At 50.1% G+C, this 24,468-nt stretch carries 18 protein-coding genes; 8 read left to right on the forward strand and 10 right to left on the reverse strand.

The window, feature by feature from the left end; all coding sequences use genetic code 11:
- Positions 1–59: 59 nt before the first annotated feature.
- Positions 60–713, reverse strand: coding sequence for a GntR family transcriptional regulator (locus tag ACAN54_RS24190; protein ID WP_379161462.1), 654 nt, complete (start codon positions 711–713; stop codon positions 60–62).
- A gap of 219 nt (positions 714–932) precedes the next feature.
- Here ACAN54_RS24190 and uxuA point away from each other — a divergent pair, with 219 nt between their 5' ends.
- The 4 genes from uxuA to ACAN54_RS24210 all read left to right on the forward strand — a co-directional run bounded on the left by uxuA (position 933) and on the right by ACAN54_RS24210 (position 6,679).
- Complete coding sequence (gene uxuA / locus ACAN54_RS24195) at positions 933–2,009, forward strand: mannonate dehydratase (RefSeq protein ID WP_379161464.1); 1,077 nt, start codon at positions 933–935, stop codon at positions 2,007–2,009.
- Positions 2,010–3,620 carry a mannitol dehydrogenase family protein gene (locus ACAN54_RS24200; RefSeq protein WP_379161466.1) on the forward strand — a complete coding sequence of 537 codons (1,611 nt, stop codon included), beginning with the start codon at positions 2,010–2,012 and terminating at the stop codon, positions 3,618–3,620.
- Between the two features lie 16 nt (positions 3,621–3,636).
- Positions 3,637–5,049, forward strand: a complete 1,413-nt coding sequence (uxaC, locus tag ACAN54_RS24205) for a glucuronate isomerase (protein WP_379161468.1) — start codon at positions 3,637–3,639, stop codon at positions 5,047–5,049.
- 184 nt (positions 5,050–5,233) lie between these two features.
- The gene (locus ACAN54_RS24210; protein WP_379161470.1) at positions 5,234–6,679 is read left to right on the forward strand and encodes a glycoside hydrolase family 32 protein; all 1,446 of its coding nucleotides are present in this window, start codon (positions 5,234–5,236) and stop codon (positions 6,677–6,679) included.
- A gap of 185 nt (positions 6,680–6,864) precedes the next feature.
- Here ACAN54_RS24210 and ACAN54_RS24215 read toward each other — a convergent pair whose 3' ends face one another.
- From ACAN54_RS24215 to ACAN54_RS24235, 5 genes are all read right to left on the reverse strand, one after another.
- The gene (locus ACAN54_RS24215) at positions 6,865–8,616 is read right to left on the reverse strand and encodes an ABC transporter substrate-binding protein (RefSeq protein WP_379161472.1); all 1,752 of its coding nucleotides are present in this window, start codon (positions 8,614–8,616) and stop codon (positions 6,865–6,867) included.
- A gap of 77 nt (positions 8,617–8,693) precedes the next feature.
- Positions 8,694–9,596, reverse strand: coding sequence for a carbohydrate ABC transporter permease (locus ACAN54_RS24220; protein ID WP_379161474.1), 903 nt, complete (start codon positions 9,594–9,596; stop codon positions 8,694–8,696).
- 10 nt (positions 9,597–9,606) lie between these two features.
- Positions 9,607–10,563, reverse strand: a complete 957-nt coding sequence (locus ACAN54_RS24225) for an ABC transporter permease (protein WP_379161476.1) — start codon at positions 10,561–10,563, stop codon at positions 9,607–9,609.
- A gap of 127 nt (positions 10,564–10,690) precedes the next feature.
- Complete coding sequence (locus ACAN54_RS24230) at positions 10,691–12,250, reverse strand: response regulator (protein ID WP_379161478.1); 1,560 nt, start codon at positions 12,248–12,250, stop codon at positions 10,691–10,693.
- Positions 12,243–14,030 carry a sensor histidine kinase gene (locus ACAN54_RS24235; protein WP_379161480.1) on the reverse strand — a complete coding sequence of 596 codons (1,788 nt, stop codon included), beginning with the start codon at positions 14,028–14,030 and terminating at the stop codon, positions 12,243–12,245. The genes ACAN54_RS24230 and ACAN54_RS24235 overlap by 8 nt, the downstream gene beginning before the upstream one ends.
- Before the next feature lie 147 nt (positions 14,031–14,177).
- Between ACAN54_RS24235 and ACAN54_RS24240 the strand changes: the two genes are divergently transcribed.
- Positions 14,178–14,906, forward strand: a complete 729-nt coding sequence (locus ACAN54_RS24240; RefSeq protein ID WP_379161482.1) for an SDR family oxidoreductase — start codon at positions 14,178–14,180, stop codon at positions 14,904–14,906.
- A gap of 144 nt (positions 14,907–15,050) precedes the next feature.
- Here the strand turns inward: ACAN54_RS24240 and ACAN54_RS24245 are convergent, their stop codons facing one another.
- Positions 15,051–16,469, reverse strand: coding sequence for a glycoside hydrolase family 1 protein (locus tag ACAN54_RS24245; RefSeq protein ID WP_379161484.1), 1,419 nt, complete (start codon positions 16,467–16,469; stop codon positions 15,051–15,053).
- A gap of 139 nt (positions 16,470–16,608) precedes the next feature.
- Here ACAN54_RS24245 and ACAN54_RS24250 point away from each other — a divergent pair, with 139 nt between their 5' ends.
- Positions 16,609–17,580 (forward strand): LacI family DNA-binding transcriptional regulator, encoded by a 972-nt coding sequence (locus tag ACAN54_RS24250; protein ID WP_379161486.1) that lies wholly within the window; start codon positions 16,609–16,611, stop codon positions 17,578–17,580.
- Between the two features lie 202 nt (positions 17,581–17,782).
- Here ACAN54_RS24250 and ACAN54_RS24255 read toward each other — a convergent pair whose 3' ends face one another.
- From ACAN54_RS24255 to ACAN54_RS24265, 3 genes are all read right to left on the reverse strand, one after another.
- On the reverse strand, positions 17,783–18,613 hold the full coding sequence (locus ACAN54_RS24255) for a carbohydrate ABC transporter permease (protein ID WP_379161488.1): 831 nt from the start codon (positions 18,611–18,613) through the stop codon (positions 17,783–17,785).
- Positions 18,613–19,485, reverse strand: a complete 873-nt coding sequence (locus ACAN54_RS24260; protein ID WP_379161490.1) for a carbohydrate ABC transporter permease — start codon at positions 19,483–19,485, stop codon at positions 18,613–18,615. Before ACAN54_RS24260 ends, ACAN54_RS24255 begins: the two co-directional genes overlap by 1 nt.
- Positions 19,486–19,557: 72 nt before the next feature.
- A complete protein-coding gene (locus tag ACAN54_RS24265; RefSeq protein WP_379161492.1) occupies positions 19,558–20,892 on the reverse strand; it encodes an ABC transporter substrate-binding protein in 1,335 nt (444 codons plus the stop codon).
- A 194-nt stretch (positions 20,893–21,086) separates the two neighbouring features.
- Here ACAN54_RS24265 and ACAN54_RS24270 point away from each other — a divergent pair, with 194 nt between their 5' ends.
- Positions 21,087–22,871 (forward strand): sensor histidine kinase, encoded by a 1,785-nt coding sequence (locus ACAN54_RS24270; RefSeq protein ID WP_379161494.1) that lies wholly within the window; start codon positions 21,087–21,089, stop codon positions 22,869–22,871.
- Positions 22,872–22,886: 15 nt separating this feature from the next.
- Positions 22,887–24,401 carry a response regulator gene (locus ACAN54_RS24275; protein WP_379161496.1) on the forward strand — a complete coding sequence of 505 codons (1,515 nt, stop codon included), beginning with the start codon at positions 22,887–22,889 and terminating at the stop codon, positions 24,399–24,401.
- The last annotated feature ends 67 nt before the right edge of the window (positions 24,402–24,468 follow it).

A 24,468-nucleotide genomic window follows, 5' to 3' on the forward strand; every position in this document is an offset into this window, starting at 1 on the left:
TACATCTTTTAATGAACAGCAGTTTAAAGGATCCTAGACAGCCTTTCTTTGATATTGGACTATTTTTTTAAGTACTCTGAGAAGTTCTCCTGAAAGTCCAACGAATGGATATCTTCCCGCAGATGGTGGTGAATCAGAGGTCCGATGTGCTCTGTATCCTTGTGTACCAGGAGTTCGAGAAGGGTCTGGTGCTCCTTCCAGATTCCTTCCAGCTTCTCTGTCTTTAGCATGTGCAGCCTGCGGTAGCGCAGGTAGTGCACATTGGACTGCTGAATCAGATTCCACAGGAACTCACGCCCGGCGAGCCGGTACATAGCACGGTGGAACGCATCATCCAGATTGAGAAAGGAATCGATGTCGTTTTCTTTTCCGATGACTTCTTTCTGCCTCTCCAGAATGTCTTTGAGCTCATGCAGCCCGGTCAGCAGCAATTGTGATGATAGATCCTTGAGAATTTCTTTCTCTAGGGTGCTTCGCAGATAAGTGATCTGTTCAACGGATTCAAGATCTATATAGGACACGATGTTCCCTTTTTTGGGATAAATATCAGTATAGGATTCCAGTGCAAGCTGTTTCAGCACGTCACGCAGCGGCGTCCGTGAAATCTGAAATCGGTCAGAAAGGGCTGTTTCGCTCAGAATAGTGCCTGGCTTCAGGATAAGGGTGAGAATCTCGTGCTTCAGTGTATTCAAGATTTCATCTTTGATCGACATTTCTCTTCCTGCTTTCAATAGTTAATGACATGATAATACTAGTATACATGATGATAGAAGATAATAAAATTGTTTATCAAAAGGGTTGAATAAATAGAATCATATTATCCTTACATACTCTAATTTATATTGTGTTGACAACAGTAGAGTCTTATTCTATGATCAAGAAAATCTTGTATACAAGATTGATGGAGAAGACAATCATAGGAGGGGTTATCAATGAACATGACGTGGAGATGGTATGGTGAGGGCAATGACAATATCACGCTTGATCATATCCGGCAGATTCCGGGAGTGATGGGTATCGTCTGGTCTTTGCATGAGAAAGTGGCAGGAGAAGTGTGGGAAATGGAACGCATCCAGGAAGTGGCGGATCAAATTACCAGCAAAGGCTTCAGTACGGCTGTGGTCGAGAGCGTCAACGTTCATGATGATATCAAAATCGGCTTACCAACCCGTGATAAATATATCGATATTTATATTGACACCATCCGCAAACTGTCTAAAGTCGGCGTAAAGGTAATCTGCTACAATTTCATGCCGGTGTTTGACTGGACCCGTACGGAGCTCTACAAGGAATTGCCCGACGGCTCCAATGCCCTCTTTTATGAAAAGGCTGCCATTACCGACAATCCGCGGGAGATGGTGGACCGGATTCTCAAGGGAGCCGGAGAATTTACCATGCCGGGCTGGGAGCCTGAGCGCCTGGCGAAGCTGGATGAGCTGTTTGCCTCCTACGCGAATGTGACAGAAGACATCCTGTTCGAGAACCTCAAGTACTTCCTGGAGCGCATCATTCCGGTATGTGAGGAAGTGGATATCAAGATGGCGATCCATCCTGACGATCCGGCATGGCCGATCTTTGGGTTGCCGCGCATTATCCGTAACCGGGATATGATCCGCCGATTCCTGGACTTGGTGGATAGCCCGTACAACGGTCTGACCTTCTGCACAGGGTCGCTGGGCACGAATCCAGATAACGATCTGCCAGCAATGATCCGCGAGTTCCATGACCGTATTCATTTTGCCCATATCCGCAATGTGAAGGTGTTTGAGAACGGGGATTTCATTGAGGTATCGCATCGCGGGCGCGATGGAAGTGTCGATGTGGCGGAGGTCGTCAAGGCTTATCACGACAATGGATTTACCGGTTATGTCCGTCCGGATCACGGGCGCCATTTGTGGGGTGAAGAGAAAAACTGCCGTCCTGGCTATGGGCTCTACGACAGAGCTCTTGGGATCATGTATTTGCTTGGCGTCTGGGACAGCCTGGACAATGTCAAGGGGGCGAAATAAATGCTGCGCCTGAACAGAAACAGTATCCAAGGAGAAGCGGCAGCCTGGAACGCGGCGGGAGTGGAGCTACCGAAGTTCGACTACGCGCAGGTGGCGGAGAATACAGCACGGAAGCCGGAATGGATTCATTTCGGTGCAGGCAACATTTTCCGAGGATTCGTGGCGAATGCCCACCAGAAGCTGCTGGACAGCGGCAAAGCGGATACAGGTATCATCGCGGCGGAAACCTTTGACTTTGAGATGATCGATAAGGTATACAAGCCGTATGACAACTTGACGCTACTGGTGTTGATGAACGCAAACGGAGATTTTCAGGAAAAAATCATCAGCAGCATCGTAGAAGGAATCGCAGCGGACAAGAACCGTGAAGCGGATTACCGCCGCCTGATTGAAGTGTTCGAGAACCCCAGCCTGCAAATGGCCAGCTTCACCATCACGGAGAAGGGCTATTCGCTCACGGGTCCAAACGGAAAGTATCTGGGCATCGTGGACAAGGATATCGAAGGCGGGCCGGAGCAGCCGGTTCATGCCATGAGCATTGTGGCCTCTCTTGCATACAAGCGTTATTTGAAGGGTGCTTATCCAATGACCTTTGTCAGCATGGACAACTGCTCCCATAACGGCGACAAGCTGAAGAACGGTGTGGTTACGATTGCGAAGGAATGGGCGGCAAAGGGGCTGGTAGAGGAAGATTTCGTGGCCTATCTGGAGGATGAGCAACTCATTGCCTTTCCGCTATCGATGATCGACAAAATCACGCCGCGCCCTTCGGAATCGGTACAAGCGGCGCTGCTGGAGCAAGGAATTGGCGATATGAATGTAATCATTACCTCCAAGAATACCTATACGGCTCCCTTCGTCAACGCGGAGATTAGTGAATATCTGGTGATTGAGGACAAGTTCACGAACGGCCGCCCTCTGCTGGAGGAAGCGGGTATCATCTTCACCGACCGGGATACGGTCAATAATGTGGAGACGATGAAGGTTACAACCTGCCTCAATCCGCTGCATACGGCGCTTGCCGTATCCGGCTGTCTGCTTGGTTATACCCTGATTGCGGATGAGATGAAGGATGATACCTTGCGTAAGTTCGTGGAGATCATCGGCTATAAGGAAGGGCTGCCGGTTGTGGTAGACCCGGGCATTCTCAGTCCGAAGCAGTTCCTGGACGAAGTGCTGACCGAGCGCTTCGCCAATCCGTTTATCCCTGATACGCCGCAGCGGATTGCTACCGATACCTCGCAGAAGGTGGGTATCCGGTTCGGTGAGACCCTTAAATCCTATATCCGCCGCGATGATCTGGAACCAGCAGAGCTGACAGCCATTCCGCTGGCCATTGCGGTCTGGTGCCGGTATCTGCTCGGAGTGAATGATGAGGGTGAAGCTTTCACGCTAAGTCCGGATCCGCTGCTGGAAACACTGCAAGGACATCTGAAAGGGGTCAGCCTCGGAGACCTATCCGCCAATGTACGCTCGATTCTTGAAGATGAGCAGCTCTTCGGTGTTCCGCTCTATGAGATTGGCCTCGGAAGCAAAATCGAGGGCATGTTCCTGGAAATGCTGGCCGGTCCGGGAGCCGTGCGGAGAACCTTGGAGAAGGTTCTGAAGTAGGGAGAGGAGAATGACGATGAAGCCTTTTATACATGAGGATTTTCTGCTGCAGACTGAGGAAGCCCGGGTGCTCTACCATGAGTATGCCGAAGCGCTCCCGATTATCGACTACCATTGCCATCTGGACCCGGGGGCCATTGCTGAGAATAAGCGGTTTAGCAGCATAACTGAAGTGTGGCTGGGCGGAGACCACTACAAATGGCGGGCGCTTAGAACGTTCGGCGTCGACGAGAAATATATTACGGGTAATGCATCGGATGAGGACAAGTTCGCCAAGTGGAGCGAGGTGCTGCCCTTTACCGTGGGCAACCCGCTGTATCACTGGTCGGCGCTGGAGCTAAAGGCTTACTTTGGTGTGGAGGAGCAGTTAACCTCGCAGAATTGGCGGCGGATATATGATCATTGCAATTCTCTTATCGCTCAGGATGGCTTCACGGCCCAGGGGCTGATTACCCGTTCTAAGGTGAAATGGATCTGTACTACAGATGATCCGGCCGACGATCTGCACTACCACAGGCAAATCGCCGGGCAAAAAGGGTTCCAAACCGGCGTTACGCCGACGTTCCGTCCGGATAAGGCGCTGCAGATTGAATCCGATGCTTTTCTGGAATATGTGTACAGTCTGGAGCATGCTGTAGGTTATGCCATCACTTCCTATGTACTCATGGAACGTGCCTTGCTGGAGCGGATTGAGTATTTTGATAAGTATGGCTGCAAGGTCTCCGACCACGGGTTCTCGCATCTTCCCTTTGCTGAGGCAGCACCGTCCGTGCTGGAGGCCATCTTCAGCAAACGTATGAGCGGCGGAGTCTTAAGCCGCCTGGAAGCCGACCAGTATCAGACGGCGTTATTCCTTGCAATGGGCCGTAAGTATGCCGCCCACGGCTGGGCGATGCAACTTCATATCGGAGCGATCCGCAATCCGAATTCACGCATGTTCCGTGAGCTTGGCCCGGATACAGGCTTCGATACTATCGGAGACGGCAGCTATGCGGATAGCCTGTACAAGCTGCTCGACGGACTGGAACGGACCGGAGAGCTTCCGCGAACGATTCTGTACAATCTGAATGCGGTGCAGAATGATGTGCTGGCCGCGATGGCAGGTTCTTTTCAGGGAGGCGGAATCAAGGGGAAAATCCAGTTCGGCTCCGGCTGGTGGTACAACGACCAGAAGGACGGGATGCTGAAGCAACTGACGTCATTGTCCAATCTGGGTCTGTTAAGCTGTTTCGTAGGGATGCTCACGGATTCCAGGTCCTTCCTTTCCTACACGCGGCACGAGTATTTCCGGCGGATTCTCTGTAATCTGATCGGAGGCTGGGTGGCTGACGGCGAAGCGCCGGGGGATCTTGCGTTCCTGGGAGGCATCGTTCAGGACATTTGCTATCATAATGCTGAGCGTTACTTCGGGTTTCCGCTGGAAAAGTAACCTGACTTATTCATAACTGAGGGGCTGTGGGTCTGTTGGAGACCTCCGGCTCCTTTTTTTGTGGGGCGATGAGCTATCTTGTGAAATGCAATCTGGAGAGTATGATAAACTGATCTACAAGAGTTACAAGCATACAGAAGGAAGCACATGCCAATAACATATCCAATATAAAGGGTGATGAAGAGTGGGGATTCTGGAAAAAGCCAAATACAGGCCTGTAGTGCATTTTTCTCCGGAACAGAACTGGATGAATGACCCGAATGGACTGATTTATTTTGAAGGAGAGTATCATTTGTTCTACCAGTATCATCCCTTCTCCACCACATGGGGCCCTATGCACTGGGGGCATGCTGTCAGTAAGGACCTGATTCAGTGGGAAGAGCTGGATATCGCCTTATATCCGGACCATAACGGAGCGGCGTTCTCAGGAAGTGCAGTTGCCGACTGGAATAATACCTCCGGTTTGTTCCCTGAGAAGCCGGGGATTGTAGCGATTTATACCAGTCATTTGGATGGAAGTGCAGACACCCCGGCGGTCCAAAGTCAGAGTCTCGCATACAGCCACGACAACGGAAGAACCTGGATGAAGTATGAAGGGAATCCTGTGCTTACACACCCGTCCAAGCCTGATTTCCGCGATCCCAAAGTGTTCTGGTCTGAAAGCTTCAGCAAGTGGATCATGGTTCTTGCTACAGATCAGACGATCACATTGTATTCTTCTGTGAATCTGAGAGAGTGGAGACTGGAAAGTGAGTTCGGTGAGGGAGCTGGCTCCCATGAAGATGTGTGGGAATGTCCCGATTTGTTCGAACTTCCGGTAGAGGGGACGGAGGAACACCAATGGGTGCTCCTGGTCAGTATTGCCGATAACAAACGATTGAATCACGGGTCCAGGACCCAATACTTCATCGGTTCGTTTGACGGATCGGTCTTTACACCGGAGCATAATGATATCCGGTGGCTGGATTACGGCAAAGACAACTATGCCGGGGTCAGCTTCTCGGATATTCCAGAGGAAGACGGGAGAAGAATCTATATCGGCTGGATGAGCAACTGGCGCTATGCGAAGCAGACTCCGACCCTAGGTTGGAGGGGGGCGATGACGATTCCCAGATCATTGTCACTCCGCGAAGTTGAAGGTGAGATTCGGCTTTGTCAGCAGCCGGTCAGGGAGCTAACGCAATACTTGGACCAGCAAATAACCTTGCCGAACCTGCTGCTCCAGCCTGGCGGCAAGTACGAGGTCAAACTGGATGCGTCCGTGATGGAACTGAATGTGAACATCGGGGAATATCATGCGGAGGAGTTCGGAATCATTCTTAAGTATGCCGGTTCCTATCAGACGGTTCTTTCTTATTCTGCTGCCGAGGGAACTCTTATACTGAAAAGAGATCAGTCCGGAGAAACCGGATTCTCGGATATGTTCAAGGATATGCAGACTACAGAAGCACTGGGTACTCTCCGCAATCTGCGTGTGCTTGTGGATTCCTGTTCGGTTGAAATCTTCGCGAACGACGGGCTGGTATCGGTCACAAGTCTGATTTTCCCAGGCAGCCATTGCCAGAGCGTATCCCTGTATGCCGCGGCTGGAACGGTTCAGTTGCGGGATAGCTATATTATGTACCGGTAAAGTAAAGCTGCTTGCGGGATTTGGGGAACTACTGTGGAAGAACATTGGAGCTAGCTTTCGGAGTAGCGGTCCTCTAAATGTTCGCCTCCATGATCTTACCGGCGGGCGGGCATCATATACACACAACAAGAGCCGTGCGGTTTATCCGCATGGCTCTTATTGTTGCTGCATAATTCAGGTTGCTCTTATTTACTACTCCATAAGGCGACACGGTCCTGCACATATTTGGTGTAGCCCTTTTCCATTTTTGCTACGCCGGCTTTGTCGAGATCTGCCATGTAGGCATCCCAGATTTTGTCGAAGTCTGCTGGCTTAGCCAGAATGGCTTGAGGGATGCGTTTCCATGTAATGTCTCTCATTTTGTTGCCAAGAATGGAGACTTCATCTTCCCCAGGAATGGCGATGTTCCAAGCGGCTCCGTATGCTTTTTCCTTGAATTCTTCTTCTTTCGGGAAGAGATCCTTCCAAGTGGTAGCTTTGTAGGCAGCCAAAGTTTCTTTCTCAACGTCACTGTAGCCGAGCACCAGTTGTTCAGGGAAGTTCTTGGTATAGTAGTTGCCAGTCGAATCCTTAGCGCCGTCGCCGTAGTGAACCATCATATTCCAGTAGAAGCCGATGCCTGACTCCTTGGTGAATGCTGTATTGTCGTTGTTGATCCGGTCCTGAACTTCTGCAGGAACCACACGTTTGCCGTTCTCGATCTTATAATGCTTGCCTTCGATACCCCAGTTATTCAGAATTTGTCCTTCATCGGATGCCAGGTAGTCCAGGAACTTGATGGTGCGGACCGGATCGGGATTCGTGCTGGAAATGGAGATCCCGTAACCGCCCATGAATCCGGTAGGCCAGAAGCTGGTTTCCTTATATTCTTCCTTCAGCGTCACCGGATAGTGACCGTAGGTCTGCTCGAATTTGCCTGCTGTCTTGAGGGCCTGCTGAGCATCATTGTAGTCCCAGTCCTGGTCAATCAGGCCGAGCACACGTCCTGTTGCGACTTTGGCTTTATATTGGTCATACTTCTGCACAAAGCTCTCCTTGTCGAGCAGGCCGATGTCATTCATGTGGTTCAGCCAGCGGAAGTATTCCTTCTCTTCAGGACGGCGGAAGTGGTAGATAGCTTCATGTGTTTCTTGGTCTACATAATATTCCCCGTCATCCGAGCCGCCTGTGGTAGACACGGCAGGGTTGGTTACAGAAATGTACATATGCCAGTCATCCGCGTTCAGGGAGACTCCGATGTTTTTGTTGCCGTTCTCATCGGTGGGATGCTTATCTAAATAGGCTTTGATCACATTTTCGTAATCCGTAACCGTCTTGATCTCCGGATACCCGGCTTCCTTCACAACGCGGTGCTGCAGCTCGAACCCTCCGCCAGCTACGAATTTCTTCTCATCTACCGCAGCCCAGGTCGGGATGGAATAGATGGACTGGTCTTCATTGGTATACTTTGCCCGGGCCAGGTTATCGCCGAGCACACGCTTGATGTTGGGTGCATATTTGTCGATGAGTTCGGTCAGATCAATTACCGCTCCGGCATCGACCAGCTTACCGATATCGCCTTTGGCGGAGATGATGTCAGGATATTCGCCGCCGGCTGCGATCAGGGCGATTTTTTGCTGCGGATCGCCTACGGCAAATTCCGCATCGAGCGTAACGCCTGTTTTTTCAGTGATGATGGTGCTGACCTCATCCTTCATATTATTCCAGTTCGGATTCGGGTCTTCTGCGAAGAAGGAGAGTGTCAGCGGACTTAGATCTTCGGCTTCGGCCGTAGCCTCTGCAGTAGCAGTGGCAGTGCCTCCATTAGCAGCCTTAGTAGCCTCGGCATTATCTGCCGTATTCTTGGTATTGTTCGAACCGCTGCAGCCGGCCAGCACACTGAGGAGCAAGGTCAAGACCATTAGCAGCACGTACGGTTTCGCTGTCTTTCTTGTCATGAATAGAAACCCTCCCTTTTTCTCGTGAAAAATGTATTGTATACACACAGGCAAAGCCTGATGATACCGCAAGCGGCCTAGCTTTTTACCGAACCCAGTGTCATGCCCTTGACGAAGTAGCGCTGCAGGAACGGATAGACCACCAGAATAGGCACCGTGACCACGATCGTGATCGCCATTTTGACCGATTCGGGGGAAATCTGCGCCATGACCTCGACCATATTGCGGCCGCGGAAGTTATCGGCGTTGGTTGTGGTACTCTGGATGACCTTCATGAGCTCGAACTGCAGGGTGGTCAGCCCCTCCTTGGAACCGTTATAGAGATAGGTGTCGAACCATGCATTCCACTGGCCGACGGCCAGGAACAGGGCGATGGTCGCCAGCGCCGGCTTGGTCAGCGGGAGGATTACCCGCCAGTAAATCGTGAAGTCATTGGCACCATCCAGCTTGGCGGATTCCTGCAGGGCATAAGGCAGTCCGTCGATGAAGGATCGGATCACGAATACGTTGAACGCGCTAACAAGACTGGGCAGGACATATACGCCGAAGGTCCCCATCATATGCAGGTTTTTGATCAGAATATAGAAGGGGATCAGTCCGCCTGAGACGTACATCGTCAGCGCCAGAAAGGTGGAGACGAACTTGCGTCCCTGAAAGTCCACCCGGCTCAGGGTGAAGGCCAGCATGGAGGCGCTGATCAGCCCGAGGATCGTCCCTATGACCGTACGCAGAACAGAAATCTTCAGTCCGGTCATCAGCCCGGAATAGGCGAAGATCGTCTCATAGTTCTTGAACGTAAACACGCGGGGAAAGACCGTAATCCCGCCCTTGATACTGTCCGTAGAGTCGTTAAAAGAGATCGCCAATACATTCAGAAAAGGATATAACGTAGCGATGGTCACCACAGTAATCGCCACATAGACTACCAAATCGAAGATGCGGTCTGACCAGGATGCGGCGGCCAGTCTGTTATTCAGCATAAAGGGCCTCCTAAATGATGCTTTCCTTAGTTATTTTTTTGAAAATACCGTTCGCTACAAACAGCAGAATCACACTCACCACAGAGTTGAAGATGTTGATGGCTGTACCGAAGGAGAAACGCCCCATCCCAAGCCCGTAGTTCAGTGCGTACAGGTCCAGTGTCTGGGAATAATCGCGCACCAGATTGTTGCCCAGCAGGAACTGTTTCTCGAATCCGATACTGATTAAGTGGCCGATGGAAATGATCAGCAGGATCACAATTGTCGTCCGGATCCCCGGCAGTGTTATGTTCCGCACCTGCTGGAGCCGGCTTGCACCATCCACTCTTGCGGCTTCATACAGCTCCGGACCGATACCGGAAATGGCTGCGAGATAGATAATCGTGTTCCAGCCGGTTTCTTTCCAGACATCTGAAGCGGTGACAATGCCCCAGAACAGATTGCCTTTGGCCATGAATTGGATGGGTTCGCTAATCAGGTGCAGACTCATCAGCAGGTCGTTCACCGCACCGTTGTCGGTAGAGAGCATCTTGGTAATAATCCCCGCAGCAACCACCCAGGACACGAAGTGGGGCAGGTAGGAGACCGTCTGTACAAAACGTTTCAGGAACATCAGCCGCACCTCGTTCAGGAGAACGGCGAAAATAATGGGAATAATGAATCCGGCCAGCAGGCCCATAATGCTCATCGCCAGTGTGTTGCGGAGTGCATTGAAGAACTGCTCATCCTGGAACAGCTCCTTGAAGTATTTCAGCCCGACCCATTTCTGCTCGAAAAAGGATTTGCCCGGCTTGTATTTCTGAAAGGCCATCGTCCATCCCCACAAAGGCAGATAGTTGAAGACAAATGCCCACAGTACAAACGGAACAGACATCATATAGAGATATTTCTGCTGCAGGAACTTTGGCCAAAAACGTGAGGCAGGCTTCTTTGGCACCGGCTCTACTTTAGCGGTAATCGCTTTCATTTATGTCCCTCCTTCGATATGGCATTATCATAATCTATGAAGAATCCGGGAAACACCCGAACATTTGAGTTAAAAAACAGGGAGGAATCCGCCTTTTTCGTAAGCGCTTTCTGAAATTAACTGGCGGTCAAATTGTGCCTTTTCTGCGATAGTCGGAAGGAGAAATACCTTCGAGCTTCTTGAACTTTTCCCGGAAATAATCCACATCACTGAAGCCGACTTCGCTTGCGGCCTGATGGATTTTACAGCCTTGATCCAGCAGATCCTTGGCTTTTTCGATGCGGACTTTGTCCAGATAGCTGTTGAAGGGTAGGCCAGTGCTGTTCTTGAACAGCTTGCCCAGGTAGGCGCTGCTGTAAGTGAACACCTCGGCGAGCGTATCCAGCTTCAGATTCTCCTGATAATGGCGGTGGATGAGGTCCAGCATCCGTTTTATTAAGACCTCCATATCGTCATGGGCTATACCGGCAGCATATTGCTCCAGAAGATGAATGACATGCGTCTGCAGTCTGGGGAGGGAGGTGTGTCGGTAGATTTGCTCGATCTGCTCATCCATTCCGCTCTGCAGCTGTTCCAGCTCCTTGTAATGCAGCGAGAGCTTGTTGATCAGATAGGTGACCAGTCTCACATAACGTGATTTCATCGCCATCTCTGAATAACAGGCGGCAATCATCAGATCTCCGGCTTCCCGGATCAGTGGGGATAGTACCTCAATGCTCCCGATATCCATGGCAAAAAACAGCCGTTCCACCACAGAGACAAGGCCGGATTCCGATTCTTCCGCAGTGAACGGAAGCCCTTGCTTCAGCTTGAGGGAATCGGGTCCGATCATCCCCGGCTCATCGTAAAAAAAATGCTCCTTCATCCGGGCCAGTGCCGATTGGTGGGAGCGGGGAACCTCCTGCAGAGTGTCCACCATATCGCCCGCGGCAATGATACAGTCCAGCCCTTGGGACGTTACCGCTTCTTGTATATTCTGGACCATTAATTTACGCACGAGCTCCTTCTGGAAAGAAGGCTGGAGCAGAACGCCCAAATAAGAGTCCATAGAGAAAACAATACCCCATTCCTGTTCTTCAAAGCTGGCTGTAAGTCTCGCCTTCACTGCCGTTGAGGGACCATTATCTGCATTGTCCTGAAGCAGCAGCCGGATCAGGACCACCTGATAGGAATCCCAGTGTATTCCGGATTCAAGCACGGCTGCATCCAGGGAGGACGATGTCTGCAGGTTATTCTCCATCAGCAGGGACTGGATCAGCATTTCCCTGCTCCATACTTTGACAGCAGCATGCTTCTTCCGGTGCACGGTCCGTGCGGCAAGCTCTGCGGACAGAGTGGACAAATAGTGATGTAATTCATCTTCATCCACCGGCTTCAGCAAGTAATTGTCGATCCCGAAGGTCATTGCACGCTTGGCATAACTGAAATCTGCATACCCGCTGAGGATAATGATATGCATCTCCGGATCATTTTCCCGCAGCTCCTGAATAAGCTCCAGGCCGTCTCTGCCGGGCATGCGGATATCGACAATCATCAGATCCGGGGAGTACAGCTCATATTTATGTTTCGCTTCAATAGCATTCGCTGCGGTATCAACGACCTGATAGCCCAGGCTCTCCCAGTCCAGCAGTGCCGCAAGCCCTTCACGAATGGCTTGTTCATCATCCACAATCAGCACACTATACATAAGTATCACTCCTAAGGGGGATCACAAAGCTGATCTGCGTGCCAAAACCGTTCTGGCTTGCCAGACTCAGCCCATATTCCGGGCCGTAGGTCAGCTTGAGCCGCAAATGAATATTGCGCATCCCGATATTATTGGTTTCATAGTCATCCTTGTCCTCCAGCATCTCCCGGATTTCTTGCATCCGCTGTTTGGAAATGCCTGTTCCATTGTCGGAGACCTGGACTTTGAGCTGCTCGTCTTCAATGCGGATGTCCAAGCGGACCATGCCTCCGTCGATCTGATCTTCCAGCCCGTGGACTACGCAGTTCTCCACCAACGGCTGAATAATAAGCGGGGGAATCTGAATGAGATTAGCCTCGGGATCTACGTGTAGCTCATAATTGAGCCTGTCATCATAACGGAATTTCTGGATGACCAGATAACAATTAACGGTCTCCAGTTCGCTCTGCAGGCTGATCATCCCGTTGCCTACCTCCAGGTTCTTGCGCATCATTTTCCCAAGCAGCCGAACGACTTGTGATATATCGGCCTGTCCCCTGACATGGGCTTTCATCCGGATAGATTCCAGGGCATTGAAAAGAAAGTGGGGGTTGATCTGGCTGGCCATCATTTTGAATTTGATCTCATTTTGCTTCAGCAGGGTAGCATTTCGTTGCCGGTTGGATTCTTGAACTTCACTCATTAGATCATTAATGTTCCGTACCATATGATTGAACTGTCTGGCCAACTGGCCGATTTCATCTTTACCGTCAATTACGAGCGTAGCTCCCAAATTGCCGGAACCCACCTTGGAAATATGCTTGCTTAGATGCAGCATCCGTCCGGTAAGCAGCCGCGAGAAGTAGTAAATCAGCAGAATAGCCATAATTAATGCGGAGATAATGACCGAAGAAGCGAGCGAAATAATCCGGTTGGGCTCCTCCACGATACTTTCTACGGAGAAGATCGAGATGATGCGCAGGCTGTTCAGGCTTCCTCCCGGCTGCCAGTCATCAATCAGCATTTTGAAAGGCTTGCCTTCAATCGATACATCATAGGGTCCTTGTCCGGCAGACGATACAGCCTTAAAGTCTATATCGTTCAGAGTTTTGCCGAGGGTGCCCGCACGGTTGGAGGCCACAATATGGTCATTCTCATCGACAATGAGGGTTTCAAAGCTCTCCTGGTCCAGGATGTCATTCAGTTTCTCCGCATTTACGTTTACAACCAGCACCCCGGAAGTCCGCTGTTTAAAAAAATCAACCTTGCGGATCAGGCTGAGATAATATTGACCATCGCGGTTGTCGAGAATATAGTTCCAACACACCATCCCCTTCTGGGTCAATGCTGTTTGGTACCACGGCTCCTGTGTAACCTGCTCATCCGCCTGCAGAAACTCCCAATTGTCCAGAACAGTCGGATTGTCGATGTACAGGCGGATACTGGAGATTTCCCTGTACAGCCGGACAAATTCACGGAAGTCGGGGTAATTCCAGTAGGCTTGCACCACATCATATACCGACACGTAGCGGTGGTTGGCGGCCTCCTCCAGACGGCTGTCATTGGACAGACGGTAAGCGATATCGAGTGGAACATTAAGCATTTCGCCGGTCCGTTTCTTCACCCGGTCCACATTGGCCGTAATCTGTTTCAGCGCATTATCCATTGCCATATTCCGCAGCTCACTCGTCAGGAACACTCCCACAATCAATACCGGAATGAGCGTGACACAGCCAAAGGACAAGAGGAGCTTGGTCCTTAGCCGCAGATTGTTCATCATAGTGATGACATGGGTATACACGAAAAGAACACCTCCATTCCTTATATTGATAACGCTTACAAGAGATTATATCGTGAAATACAACACCAATATATGTAATCATTTGTGCATTTATTGTCCTCAGTTATGATTTATCATTGTATAATCAGCCGCAGGAGGTGTTTTAGGATGAATAATCACTGGGCGATGGTGACCGGTGCGGATCGGGGAGTAGGGTTCAGTCTGGCCAAAGGGTTGCTGGAACAGGGTTATCATGTAATTGCAGGACAGTATCTGCAGCAGAATCCTGCGCTGGAACAGCTGGTAAATACTTATGCAGACAGCCTGCATGTGCTGCCGCTTGATATCAGCGATGATACTAGTGTGAAGCTGGCGCTGCAGGAGGTGGCGGCTATTACAGACCGGCTGGATATGCTAATTAATAATGCTGCAATTCTGGGCGATATGCAGGCAACGATTCAGGATGAGCTGAACTTTGAAGAGATGGAGCTTGTATTCCGGGTGAATGCACTGGGTTCGCTCCGGATGTCTAATGGTCTGATGGGATTGCTTCTTCGGAGCGAACACAGACTGGTTGTCAATATCTCATCAGAAGCAGGAAGCATCGGGAACTGCTGGCGTACCAGCTGGTATGCCTACTGTATGTCCAAGGCAGCCCTCAATATGCAGTCACAGCTGATTCATAATCAGATCTCGGAGCAGGGTGGAAAGGTAATGGTGATTCATCCGGGCCATGTTCAGACCTATATGCAAGGTAAGCTGGATACGTCAGGCAGTCTGACACCAGATCAATCAGCAGAGCACATTCTTCAATTAATAGAGAAACGTCTGCAGCCGGATTATCAGGATCACAGTCTGGCATTTGTTGATTATGCAGGGAATACGCTGCCCTGGTAGTGTATACTCTGCATAATCAACATATTTTCTATTCAAAAGACGACAGAAACAGGACAACGGTGAACGTTCACCGTTGTCCTGTTTCTGTTGGTTTTTTTGCTGTCCACAGACCAGCGAGCGGAATCCATTCAGCCGGATATCTGGTTAACTGCGAAGCAGGCTTTGACCGTTCGTGGCGATGACCTCCTTATACCAGTAGAAGGATTTCTTACGGTATCGCGCCAGGGTGCCTGAACCGTCATCGTGACGGTCCACATATATGAATCCGTACCGCTTACTCATCTGCGCAGTAGAGGCACTGACCAGATCAATGCAGCCCCAAGAAGTATAGCCCATGACTTCAACACCATCTTGAATGGCTTCGGCTACCTGAACCAGGTGATCGTTCAAATATTCAATCCGGTAATTATCCTCGATCGTCTGCAGGCCATCTTCACCCGTAATCAGCTTGTCCACTGCGCCCAGCCCATTTTCTACAATAAACAGCGGCTTCTGGTACCGGTCATGGAACATATTCAGGACATAACGCAGACCCTGCGGATCAATCTGCCAGCCCCATTCGCTGGCCTTCAGATAAGGATTGGCCACACCGCTGAACAGATTACCTTCCGATTCCGCACGTTTGCTGCGATCCGCTGTTTCACAGAGGCTCACATAATAGCTGAAGGAGATAAAATCCACCGTGTGCTTAAGGATATCTGCATCTCCCGGCTCCATATGAATTTCGATGCCGTTCACTCTGAAGAAACGTTTCATATAGCCCGGATAAATGCCTCTCGCATGCACATCGGCAAAGAAGTAATTCTTGTGCTCGGCTTCCATGACTGCAATCACATCATCCGGATTCGGTGTGAGAGGGTAGGTGGGCATACTCAGCACCATACAGCCGATCCTGGCTCCTGGATTAATCTCGTGGCCAATCTTTACCGCCAGGGCGCTGGCAACGAATTCGTGATGAATAGCCTGGTAGAGATCCTGCTTGCTGAGTTCCTTCTTCGGAGTGTAGATTCCCCCGCTCATGAACGGCTCTTCCAGAATCGAGTTGATCTCGTTGAAGGTGAGCCAATATTTCACTTTATCCTTATAACGGGTGAAGACTGTTCTGGCATAACGCTCATAGAAACCAACCAGCTTGCGGTTGACCCAGCCGTCATATTGCTTGGACAAGTGCAGCGGTGTTTCATAATGGGAGAGGGTGACCAGCGGTTCGATGCCGTATTTGTGAAGCTCGTCGAACAGATCGTCATAGAACTGCAGACCTTTTTCATTCGGCTCGGTCTCATCGCCATTCGGAAAGATCCGTGACCAGGCAATGGAGGTGCGAAACACCTTGAAGCCCATTTCGGCAAAAAGCCGGATGTCATCCTTATACCGGTGGTAGAAATCAATGCCGGTGAGCTTCAGATTATCTTCGGTAGGAACTCCGGTAACAGGGCCTTTGATGCCTTGTGGAGCTACATCCTGGGTAGACCAGCCTTTCCCGTCTTCCTGATATGCGCCTTCACACTGGTTCGCGGCTACGGAGCCGCCCCATAGAAATCCGTCTGGAAATTGTACAGTCATTAGTAATCCCGCCTCTTATAGGTTATTGAATGATTTATGGTAAGCTAATATTGTTTCCTTCAGGGTAAATGCTAAACGTTGTAACGCGTTACATGTCAAGCGTTAAGTTAAATAGATTATGGATGTAAGGAGATAGAGCATGTCCAATCTGGATCAAATTGCGAAGCTGGCGGGCTTCTCCAAAGCAACGGTCTCCAGGGTTCTGAACGAATCCCCTCACGTCAGTGCGGAGACCAGGGACACCATTCTGGCCATTATGAAAAAGCTGGATTATGTTCCGAACGGCAATGCCGTCTCCCTCTCCAAAGGGCGTACCCTACAGATCGGCATGTGTGCGGAGGGTATCAACGAGGTGATGCTGCCTTTTCTGAACAGCTTTGTAGAGACGGCCAGCCAGAACGGTTATCAGACTATTATCTATACCTCGGGCGGGGATGCGAAGAAAGAGCTGAAAGCCTTTGAAGATCTGCGGAGAAAAAGAGTGGATGCGCTGGTCATTATCACCTGTGTTAACGATCATGCCCTGTTAGGCTCCTATTGCAAATACGGGCCAATTGTCTCCTGGCAGCGGATGAAGCTCACGGAGATTCACTCGGTCGCCATGAACCAATATGACGGGTACAAGCTGGGTGTGGAGCATGTTATTGAACAAGGGTACACCCGTGTTGCCAACGCTCTTGGCAGGCCGAACAGTATGAATACGCTCAGCCGGTTGTCAGCGTATGAGGAGATCATGAAGAAATATCATCTCGCCATGCGCCCCGAGTGGACCCTTACCGGCATTTATTCGATTAGAGATGGAGAACGGCTGGTCCAGGAATTGCTGCTGGGCGGGGGAGAACGGCCGGATGCTGTGCTGTGCGCCAACGATCTGGTGGCAGCCGGGCTTATGAACGAAGCCCGAAGGCAGAAGATAAAGGTCCCGGAGGACTTGGCAATCATCGGCTTTGACAACACGGAGCTGGCGCATACGCTGGGGATCACCTCCATTGACAATCCCATTGCCGCCCAGGCACAGAACGCCTTCCATCTGCTCCAGGGAAAGCTGAACCAATTGGAGGCGGCGCAGCAGAAGCTGCAGTTCAGTCTGGTCAAGCGGGCGACAACGTAAGCTTGATCGCGGGTGTGCATAAGGGCGTTCCATATTAGCCCTCATAATTGCAAAAACAGAGGCAGGCCATGTGAACGGCCTGCCTCTGTTTTTTGATAGGTGGGACTATTGAAAGCTACGTGTGGAATCTCCGTCACATCAACGTGCTAACCTGTTGCGGGAGACATTGCAGTTCATAAGGTTTTACTAGTCCAAGCTGGCTCTAGCCCTTAACCGCACCCGCAGTAAGTCCGCTCACAATGTATTTTTGACAGAACAGGTAGAGGATGAGCACCGGCAGCGAGGTCAACACCAGATCCGCGAAGATCAGGTTCCAATCCCGGCTGTACTTGCCGTAGAAGTTGTACACCGAGAGCGGCATCGTCCAGTCCGAGCTGTCGGTCAGAAAATAGAGCGGGATCGTAATGTCATTCCAGACGGACATGAAGACCATAATCGCTACGGTTGCATTGACCGGAACGATCAGGGGAGTCACGATTTTGAAAAAGACATCAAACGTATTGGCACCCTCCAGGAAAGCCACCTCATCCAGCGCTTTGGGTATGGAGCGGATAAACCCGCTGTAGAGAAACACGCTGAACGCGGTGTTGAGAGAGGCATAGATGAAGATTACGCTGGTAATACTGCCGTAAAAACCCATCCACTGCACGACACGGATCGTTGTAATGGTGGACATTGGAGCGATCAGTCCCATGAAAAAGAACATATACAGAAAGCCGGACCATTTGGTCTCCCTGCGTACCAGAATAAATGAAGCCGCCGAAGAGGTGAAGATATTCAGGATCGAGGATACGCCGGTAATCAGCAGTCCATTTAGAAAAGCGCGCCCCAGTCCGCCTTCGCGGAAGACCTTGGTATAGTTGGAGAACATCCATTGGTCCGGGAGACGCAGGGAGAACTTCAGCACCTCTGAGCTCGTCATAAAGCTTCCGAATATCATGATCAGCAGGGGAAGGATAATCAGCAGAGAAGCAAGGATCAGGAACCCTTCGACCAGATAATTGCGCCAAGCCATTTTACGTGTAAAACTCATTATTCTGATACCTCCTTACGCCGCATGAAGATTAGCAGTGGAATGGCGATGATGGTTACTGCGGCAAATAGCAGCGTGTTGACTGCCGTACCGAGGCCCCAGCTGCCTTCCCCGAACGAGCGCAGGATGATGGTACCCACTACTTGGGAAGCATTGCCCGGACCCCCGCCGGTGAGCACGAATACCTCTGAGAATACCTTTAGCCCGCCGATGAGGGTAAGCATCAAGTTGATATTGATTGCAGGGAGTAGGAGGGGAATGGTGATGCTGCGGAAGCTTCTCCATGAACCGGCTCCATCAATCGTGGCAGCTTCATAGTATTCTTTGGAAATGGACTGGAGTCCGGCCAAGTAGATGGCCATTTGGAATCCGGTATGCTGCCAGATGGAGACAGCCGCAACGGTCCAGATAACGATCGATGGATTAGTCAGCCAAGCCTGGCTTAAGGAATGCAGGCCCACAGCATCGAATATGCGGTTGATCGTACCATCGGAACGCAGCATCGGTGTAAATACAATACTAATGACCAGAACACTTAAGATTGACGGGGAGTAAAAGATAGCCCGCAGAAGGTTTTTGGATTTCAGCTTCATATTTAGGCCCACAGCAAGGGCAATCCCGAGCAGGTTCTTGCCGAGCACAGTGACTACTGCAAAGATAAAGGTATTCTTAATCGCGAGGAGCAGGGTTTTATCGGTAAAAATACGTTCAAAGTTGTCCCACCCGACAAATTTGATGGTGTCCCGGTCCAGCCGCCAATCGGTGAAGGAATAGTAGAGGCCGGTGAGTGCGGGAAACACGAAAAAAATGGAATAGATTAATAAGGCAGGCCAGATAAGGTAATACGAGTATAGTTTTTTTGATATTTTCATCTCTTCACACTCCTTTACAGCCAGGGCAGAATAAAGCCCGGACGGACTTTATTCTGCCTGTTGTACCGTTATTTAGAATCCCTCGACACCTTTGTCCTTCATCAGCTGGCTGAATTTTTCATCCCAGGCTTTGAGAACACCCTGAGGGTCCAGGCCGCCGGCGAACTCGTCTTGAAGCAGCCGGTACAGCTCGCTGCGGTCTACGATCATGTAAGCATCAGTGGTGAGCACAGTTTTCTTAGGAGTGATATATTGATCGACAATTTCCTGCTTGTATTCCGGAAGTTTCGGCGTAGTCACATCACTGAAGTTGGATACATAACCCTGAGCATCAACAATCTTCTGCGCCACTTCTTTGGTAGCGATGAAATCCAGGAATTTCTTGGCTTCTTCCATATGCTTAGCTTTCTTCGGAATGAATAACTGGCCGCCCAGCGGGCTTGCGCCAAGGCTTGCACCTTCGGAAGAAGGAATAGCGAACAATCCCAGATGCATATTCGGATCTTTTTCGGCCACATTTACAATCAGCCAGTCGCCCATGAACATCATGGCGGTTTCTTTATTCAGGAACTTGCCTACGGCCATATCATAGCTGTCACTGAGAATGTCGGTGTTGGTGTAGCCTTTCTTGTAGACGTCATATTGCTGTTGAAGGAAGGTGGCAAACTCGGGAACATCAGACCATTTTTTACGGCCGGCATTGATGTCATCGAAAAGAGACGGTTCGTTCTTCGCGGCCCAGTCGGCAAATGCGGCAGCCGGCCAAATATTGGCGGCCCAGTTATCCTTGAACGGCATGAAGACCGGTGTAACTCCGCTTGCTTTGATCTTCTCGCATACTGCGAGGAATTCATCGAAATTGTTCGGAATGGCAAGTCCCAGCTCTTTAAACATATCCTTGTTATATACAACTCCCTGCATTCCTGTATCCTGGCTGACATGGAAGCTGTAGACATGATCATTCGCGGAGAGTACATCCTTGTTCAGCAATCTTCCTACCCAAGGCTCATTGTCGAGAATTTCAAAGTTGCGCTCCAGGTTAAGATCCGTTGTGGCACTTGCCAGGTTGTACTGGATAAGATCCGGGACCTCATCCACGGCCAGCTTGGTCTGGAGGACGGTAGCCGTCTGTTCGGCAGGTAGCAGTTGAAGGTTCACTTTAATGTTTGTTTTTTGTTCGAACTCATCGAGCAAATCCTGTGCGACAAATGCCGAATCCTGAGAGCTTTTGGAGATGGCCAGCTCAATAGTAACTTTGCTGCTGCTTTTTCCACTGTCAGTGGCTGAAGCAGTATTGGAGTCTGATGCATTTTTGGAGCCTGAATTGCCGGACCCGCATGCAGCCAGCGATAATGTCATTACACCGGCCAATATACCTGTTGCGATTTTTTTCATTTTGTCACTCATGTTATCGCCCCCATAGATGTTGTGTTTTTTATTTTGTTGAATCCGTTTACATTTCTGATTATAGAGTGCTGCTTGTCTGAGGTACATGTTTGTGCTTGACTCTTTCTGTGTAATATTCTGAACTCCTGACCGCTTGTTCATTCAGGGGTTTGGATGTACAGTAGGAACATCAAAAGGATCAGGGAGGATTGAACTTGACGATTTTCAACAAGAAACTAGGCGGCGGCAATTACCAGGCCAGTCTGCAGACGAAGTTCTTTCTGACATTCATGTTTCTCCTGCTGATTGTGCTGGGCTGCTTTCTGGTCTATGTCAACTACCTGGTCATCCAGCCGCTGAAGGAGAAAACGGAGAATGAAATGAAGATGGCAGCCGCCAAGGTCAGCGATCAGCTTAGCCTCTATATCAATAACCAGAATCAGCTGTCCCAGCGGATTCTGTCGAATAAAGATGTCTTCATGCTGCTCTCCGGCGGCGATTACACGGGAATAACCCTGGAAGGGCTGACCAGGAGCCGCAGGCTCAAGGATATCATGTTTCAAGCGATTGGTCCCAGCCTGAACATTGAAGACATGATTATCTATGACCTTAAGGGAGAGGAGGTCGTATCTTATATCGGATATACCAGTAACCCGACATCGCTTGCTCCGTTCCTGAAGGACAACGAAAAGATTGGGACGTGGAACGCAAGCGGTTACGCTTTGTATCGCCAGCCCTCGAACCGAATATCCTTTGTGCGGGCGATTATGAATCAGAATGGTCAGGTGTTCGGCTACCTGGCGATCCAGCTGGATCAGAAATATCTGAGAAGGTCAGCAGCCGGCATAGCCGACAGTAAGGTGTATATTCTCGATCCGGAGCATCAGCTGATCTCCAGTTCGCCAGTACTTCAGGAAGGGCAGAAGGTTCCTGAATTTGCAGCCGCTAAAGCGGAGAATGGCATCTATCTGGGGAACAACCAGAACTATGTGGCCTATGATCGATCGGCTCAAACCGGTTGGACGACATACATTGTTACGTCGAAGAATGTGGTGCTTGGACCGGTCAATTCAGTCAAATATATATCCATACTGCTGATTACTGCACTGATTCTGTTCTCATTCGCTTTTATCTACTTCTCCACCAAAAATCTGCTGCTTCCCATCCGCAAGCTGCGAAGCCAGATTCTGCGGATCAACTACAGCAATATGAAGGTAAGGCCGGATACACATTCCAACAACAATGAGCTGATACAGTTGAATGAAGCTTTTCAGGAACTGCTGGAACGGCTTCAGGAGTCGATTGACCGGGAAAAGCTCGCGCTGCATGAAGAGGTAAAAGCACGGAATTCTGCGCTGCAGGCGCAGATTGCCCCCCATTTCATCCACAACGTCCTGTATCTGATCAGCATTGCTGCACAGGAAGGCAAGAACACCGTGGTATCGGAGATGTGCAAGCATTTATCGGACAGCCTGCGGTATATTGTGTCTTCCCCTTATCAGCATGTGACGTTGTCCGAGGAACTGCGGCATACCCAGCATTATTTGTCTCTGATTCAGCACAATTTCGAGGATGATCTGGAGTGGGAGATTGATGCGGATGAGATGTTTGATCTGATCGAGCTGCCCCGGCTTGTCATCCAGCCATTTGTAGAGAACTGCATTGAACATGCTTTCAAAAACACCGATCCGCCCTGGAAAATCCGTGTCAAAGTTAAGGTATACAACGGACTGTGGGCCGTAGAAATCCGGGATAACGGGGATGGCTTCGAGCTGGGCAGAATTAAAGAAATTCTGGACAATATTCATGGCTCAGACTTGGGAGCGTACGAGCTTCAGAATAATACATCGGGGATCGGGAATATGGGGATTGTGAACACGGTGAACCGGTTGAAGCTGATGTATAAGAACAGGCTATTCTTTAATATCTATCACCATTCGGAGGAGGGCAAAGGAGCTACGATCCAGATTATTGCATCCCTGAGCAAAGACTTTTACTAACCGGGAGGGACAGCTATGTACACTGCAATAATTGCAGAAGACAGCAAGCCGATTCTACGGAATATCCAAGCTCTTTTGCAGTCTACGGAACTGCCCGTGAGAATTGTGGCGACTGTCTCGAATGGGATTGAGGCACTGGAATATATACAGACACACCCCGTCGATATCCTGCTGACAGACATCCGAATGCCGAAGCTGGATGGACTTGCGCTGATCGAGAGCAGCAAGCTTGTGAATCCGAATCTGAAGGCTGTGCTGATCAGCGGATACAGCGATTTCGAATATACGCGAAAAGCGTTGAACCTTCAAGTGTTCGACTATTTGCTCAAACCTGTTGAGCGCCTTCAGCTCATTGAAGTCATGCAGCGGCTGGTTGAGCATCTGCAGGAGACACGCGGAAGCGAAAAGAATATTTTAAAGGGAATAGTGGACCCGGAGTTCTTGTTGTCACTGGAGCTTGGAACGGACTTTTATGAAGGGGATAAGATCATGCTGATCCTTCGCAAACAGCCCTTTACACCAGAACCGGGACCGGACCGCTGGACGAATCATGTGATTCAGTCTTGCTGTGTCGAGGCTTGCGTGCCACATGCCAGCTGGGTCTTTCCCGCATTGGCGCCTGAACAGTTTCTTGTAATCGTGAATAGTCCGGTTACGGACACCGGTCTATCCGTTAACGACTGCATGGAGAGAATCTCCGCTGCACTGCATGATCAAGGTATTCAGGTCTCCATCGCAGCAGAGGCACAGCGGGCAGGAATCAGGACACTTGCTGCGGGTTATGAGAAGCTGAATAAGCTGATGAATGAGGAGTTGTCTGTATCGGGCCGGCGAATGGAAACGGGCCATTCCCTGTCAAAGGGCGTGCTGGCCGGCGGTGAGATGGAGAAGCTGATGAAACATTTTGCGGAGATGATTCAGCAGCGTCAAAGGGAACGATTTACGCTGCTGCTCAAACAGCAGTTGCTGAATTTCCATAACACCAATATCCGGATTACCGAGCTGGAAAGATTCATCTGGACCCTGGCAGAAGCATTTCTTAACATGGAATCAGCCCCGCATACCGGGGAACGGCTGAAGGTGGAGGAGGGCGTGCAGCGGCTGCTGGCGAGTGAGAGCTATGAGATTTTCGAAGAGACTGCGCTCTCATGGGCTGAGCAGAACTTTGAATGGCTGCAGCACCAGAACAAGAAGAGCGGTGAAGAACTGTTCCGGCAGCTAGATGAATATGTGCAGCAGAATATCTACGCCCAGCTGTCCATTTCGGATGTCGCGCGTAAATTTCATGTGAGTCCATCGTATATCAGCAGAATTATTAAAAAACATACGCAGGACACCTTTGTGCATTACTATATGCAGCTAAAAATCGATGAGGCTTGCCGGCTGATTGCAGCCAAACCGGAGTTGAAGGTGAAGGAATTATCGGAGGTATTATCATTCGGGGATCAGCACTATTTCTCCAAAGTGTTCAAGGAATACACGGGCTGCAGTCCTACAGAGTACAGGGAGGGTCGAAGCAATAGTGACTAGGCGGTGGTCTCCAGTACACGGCTTTATATGATCTGACTTATGTTGATGATGACCATGACTAAAAGGC

The sequence above is a fragment of the Paenibacillus diazotrophicus genome (assembly GCF_042610465.1).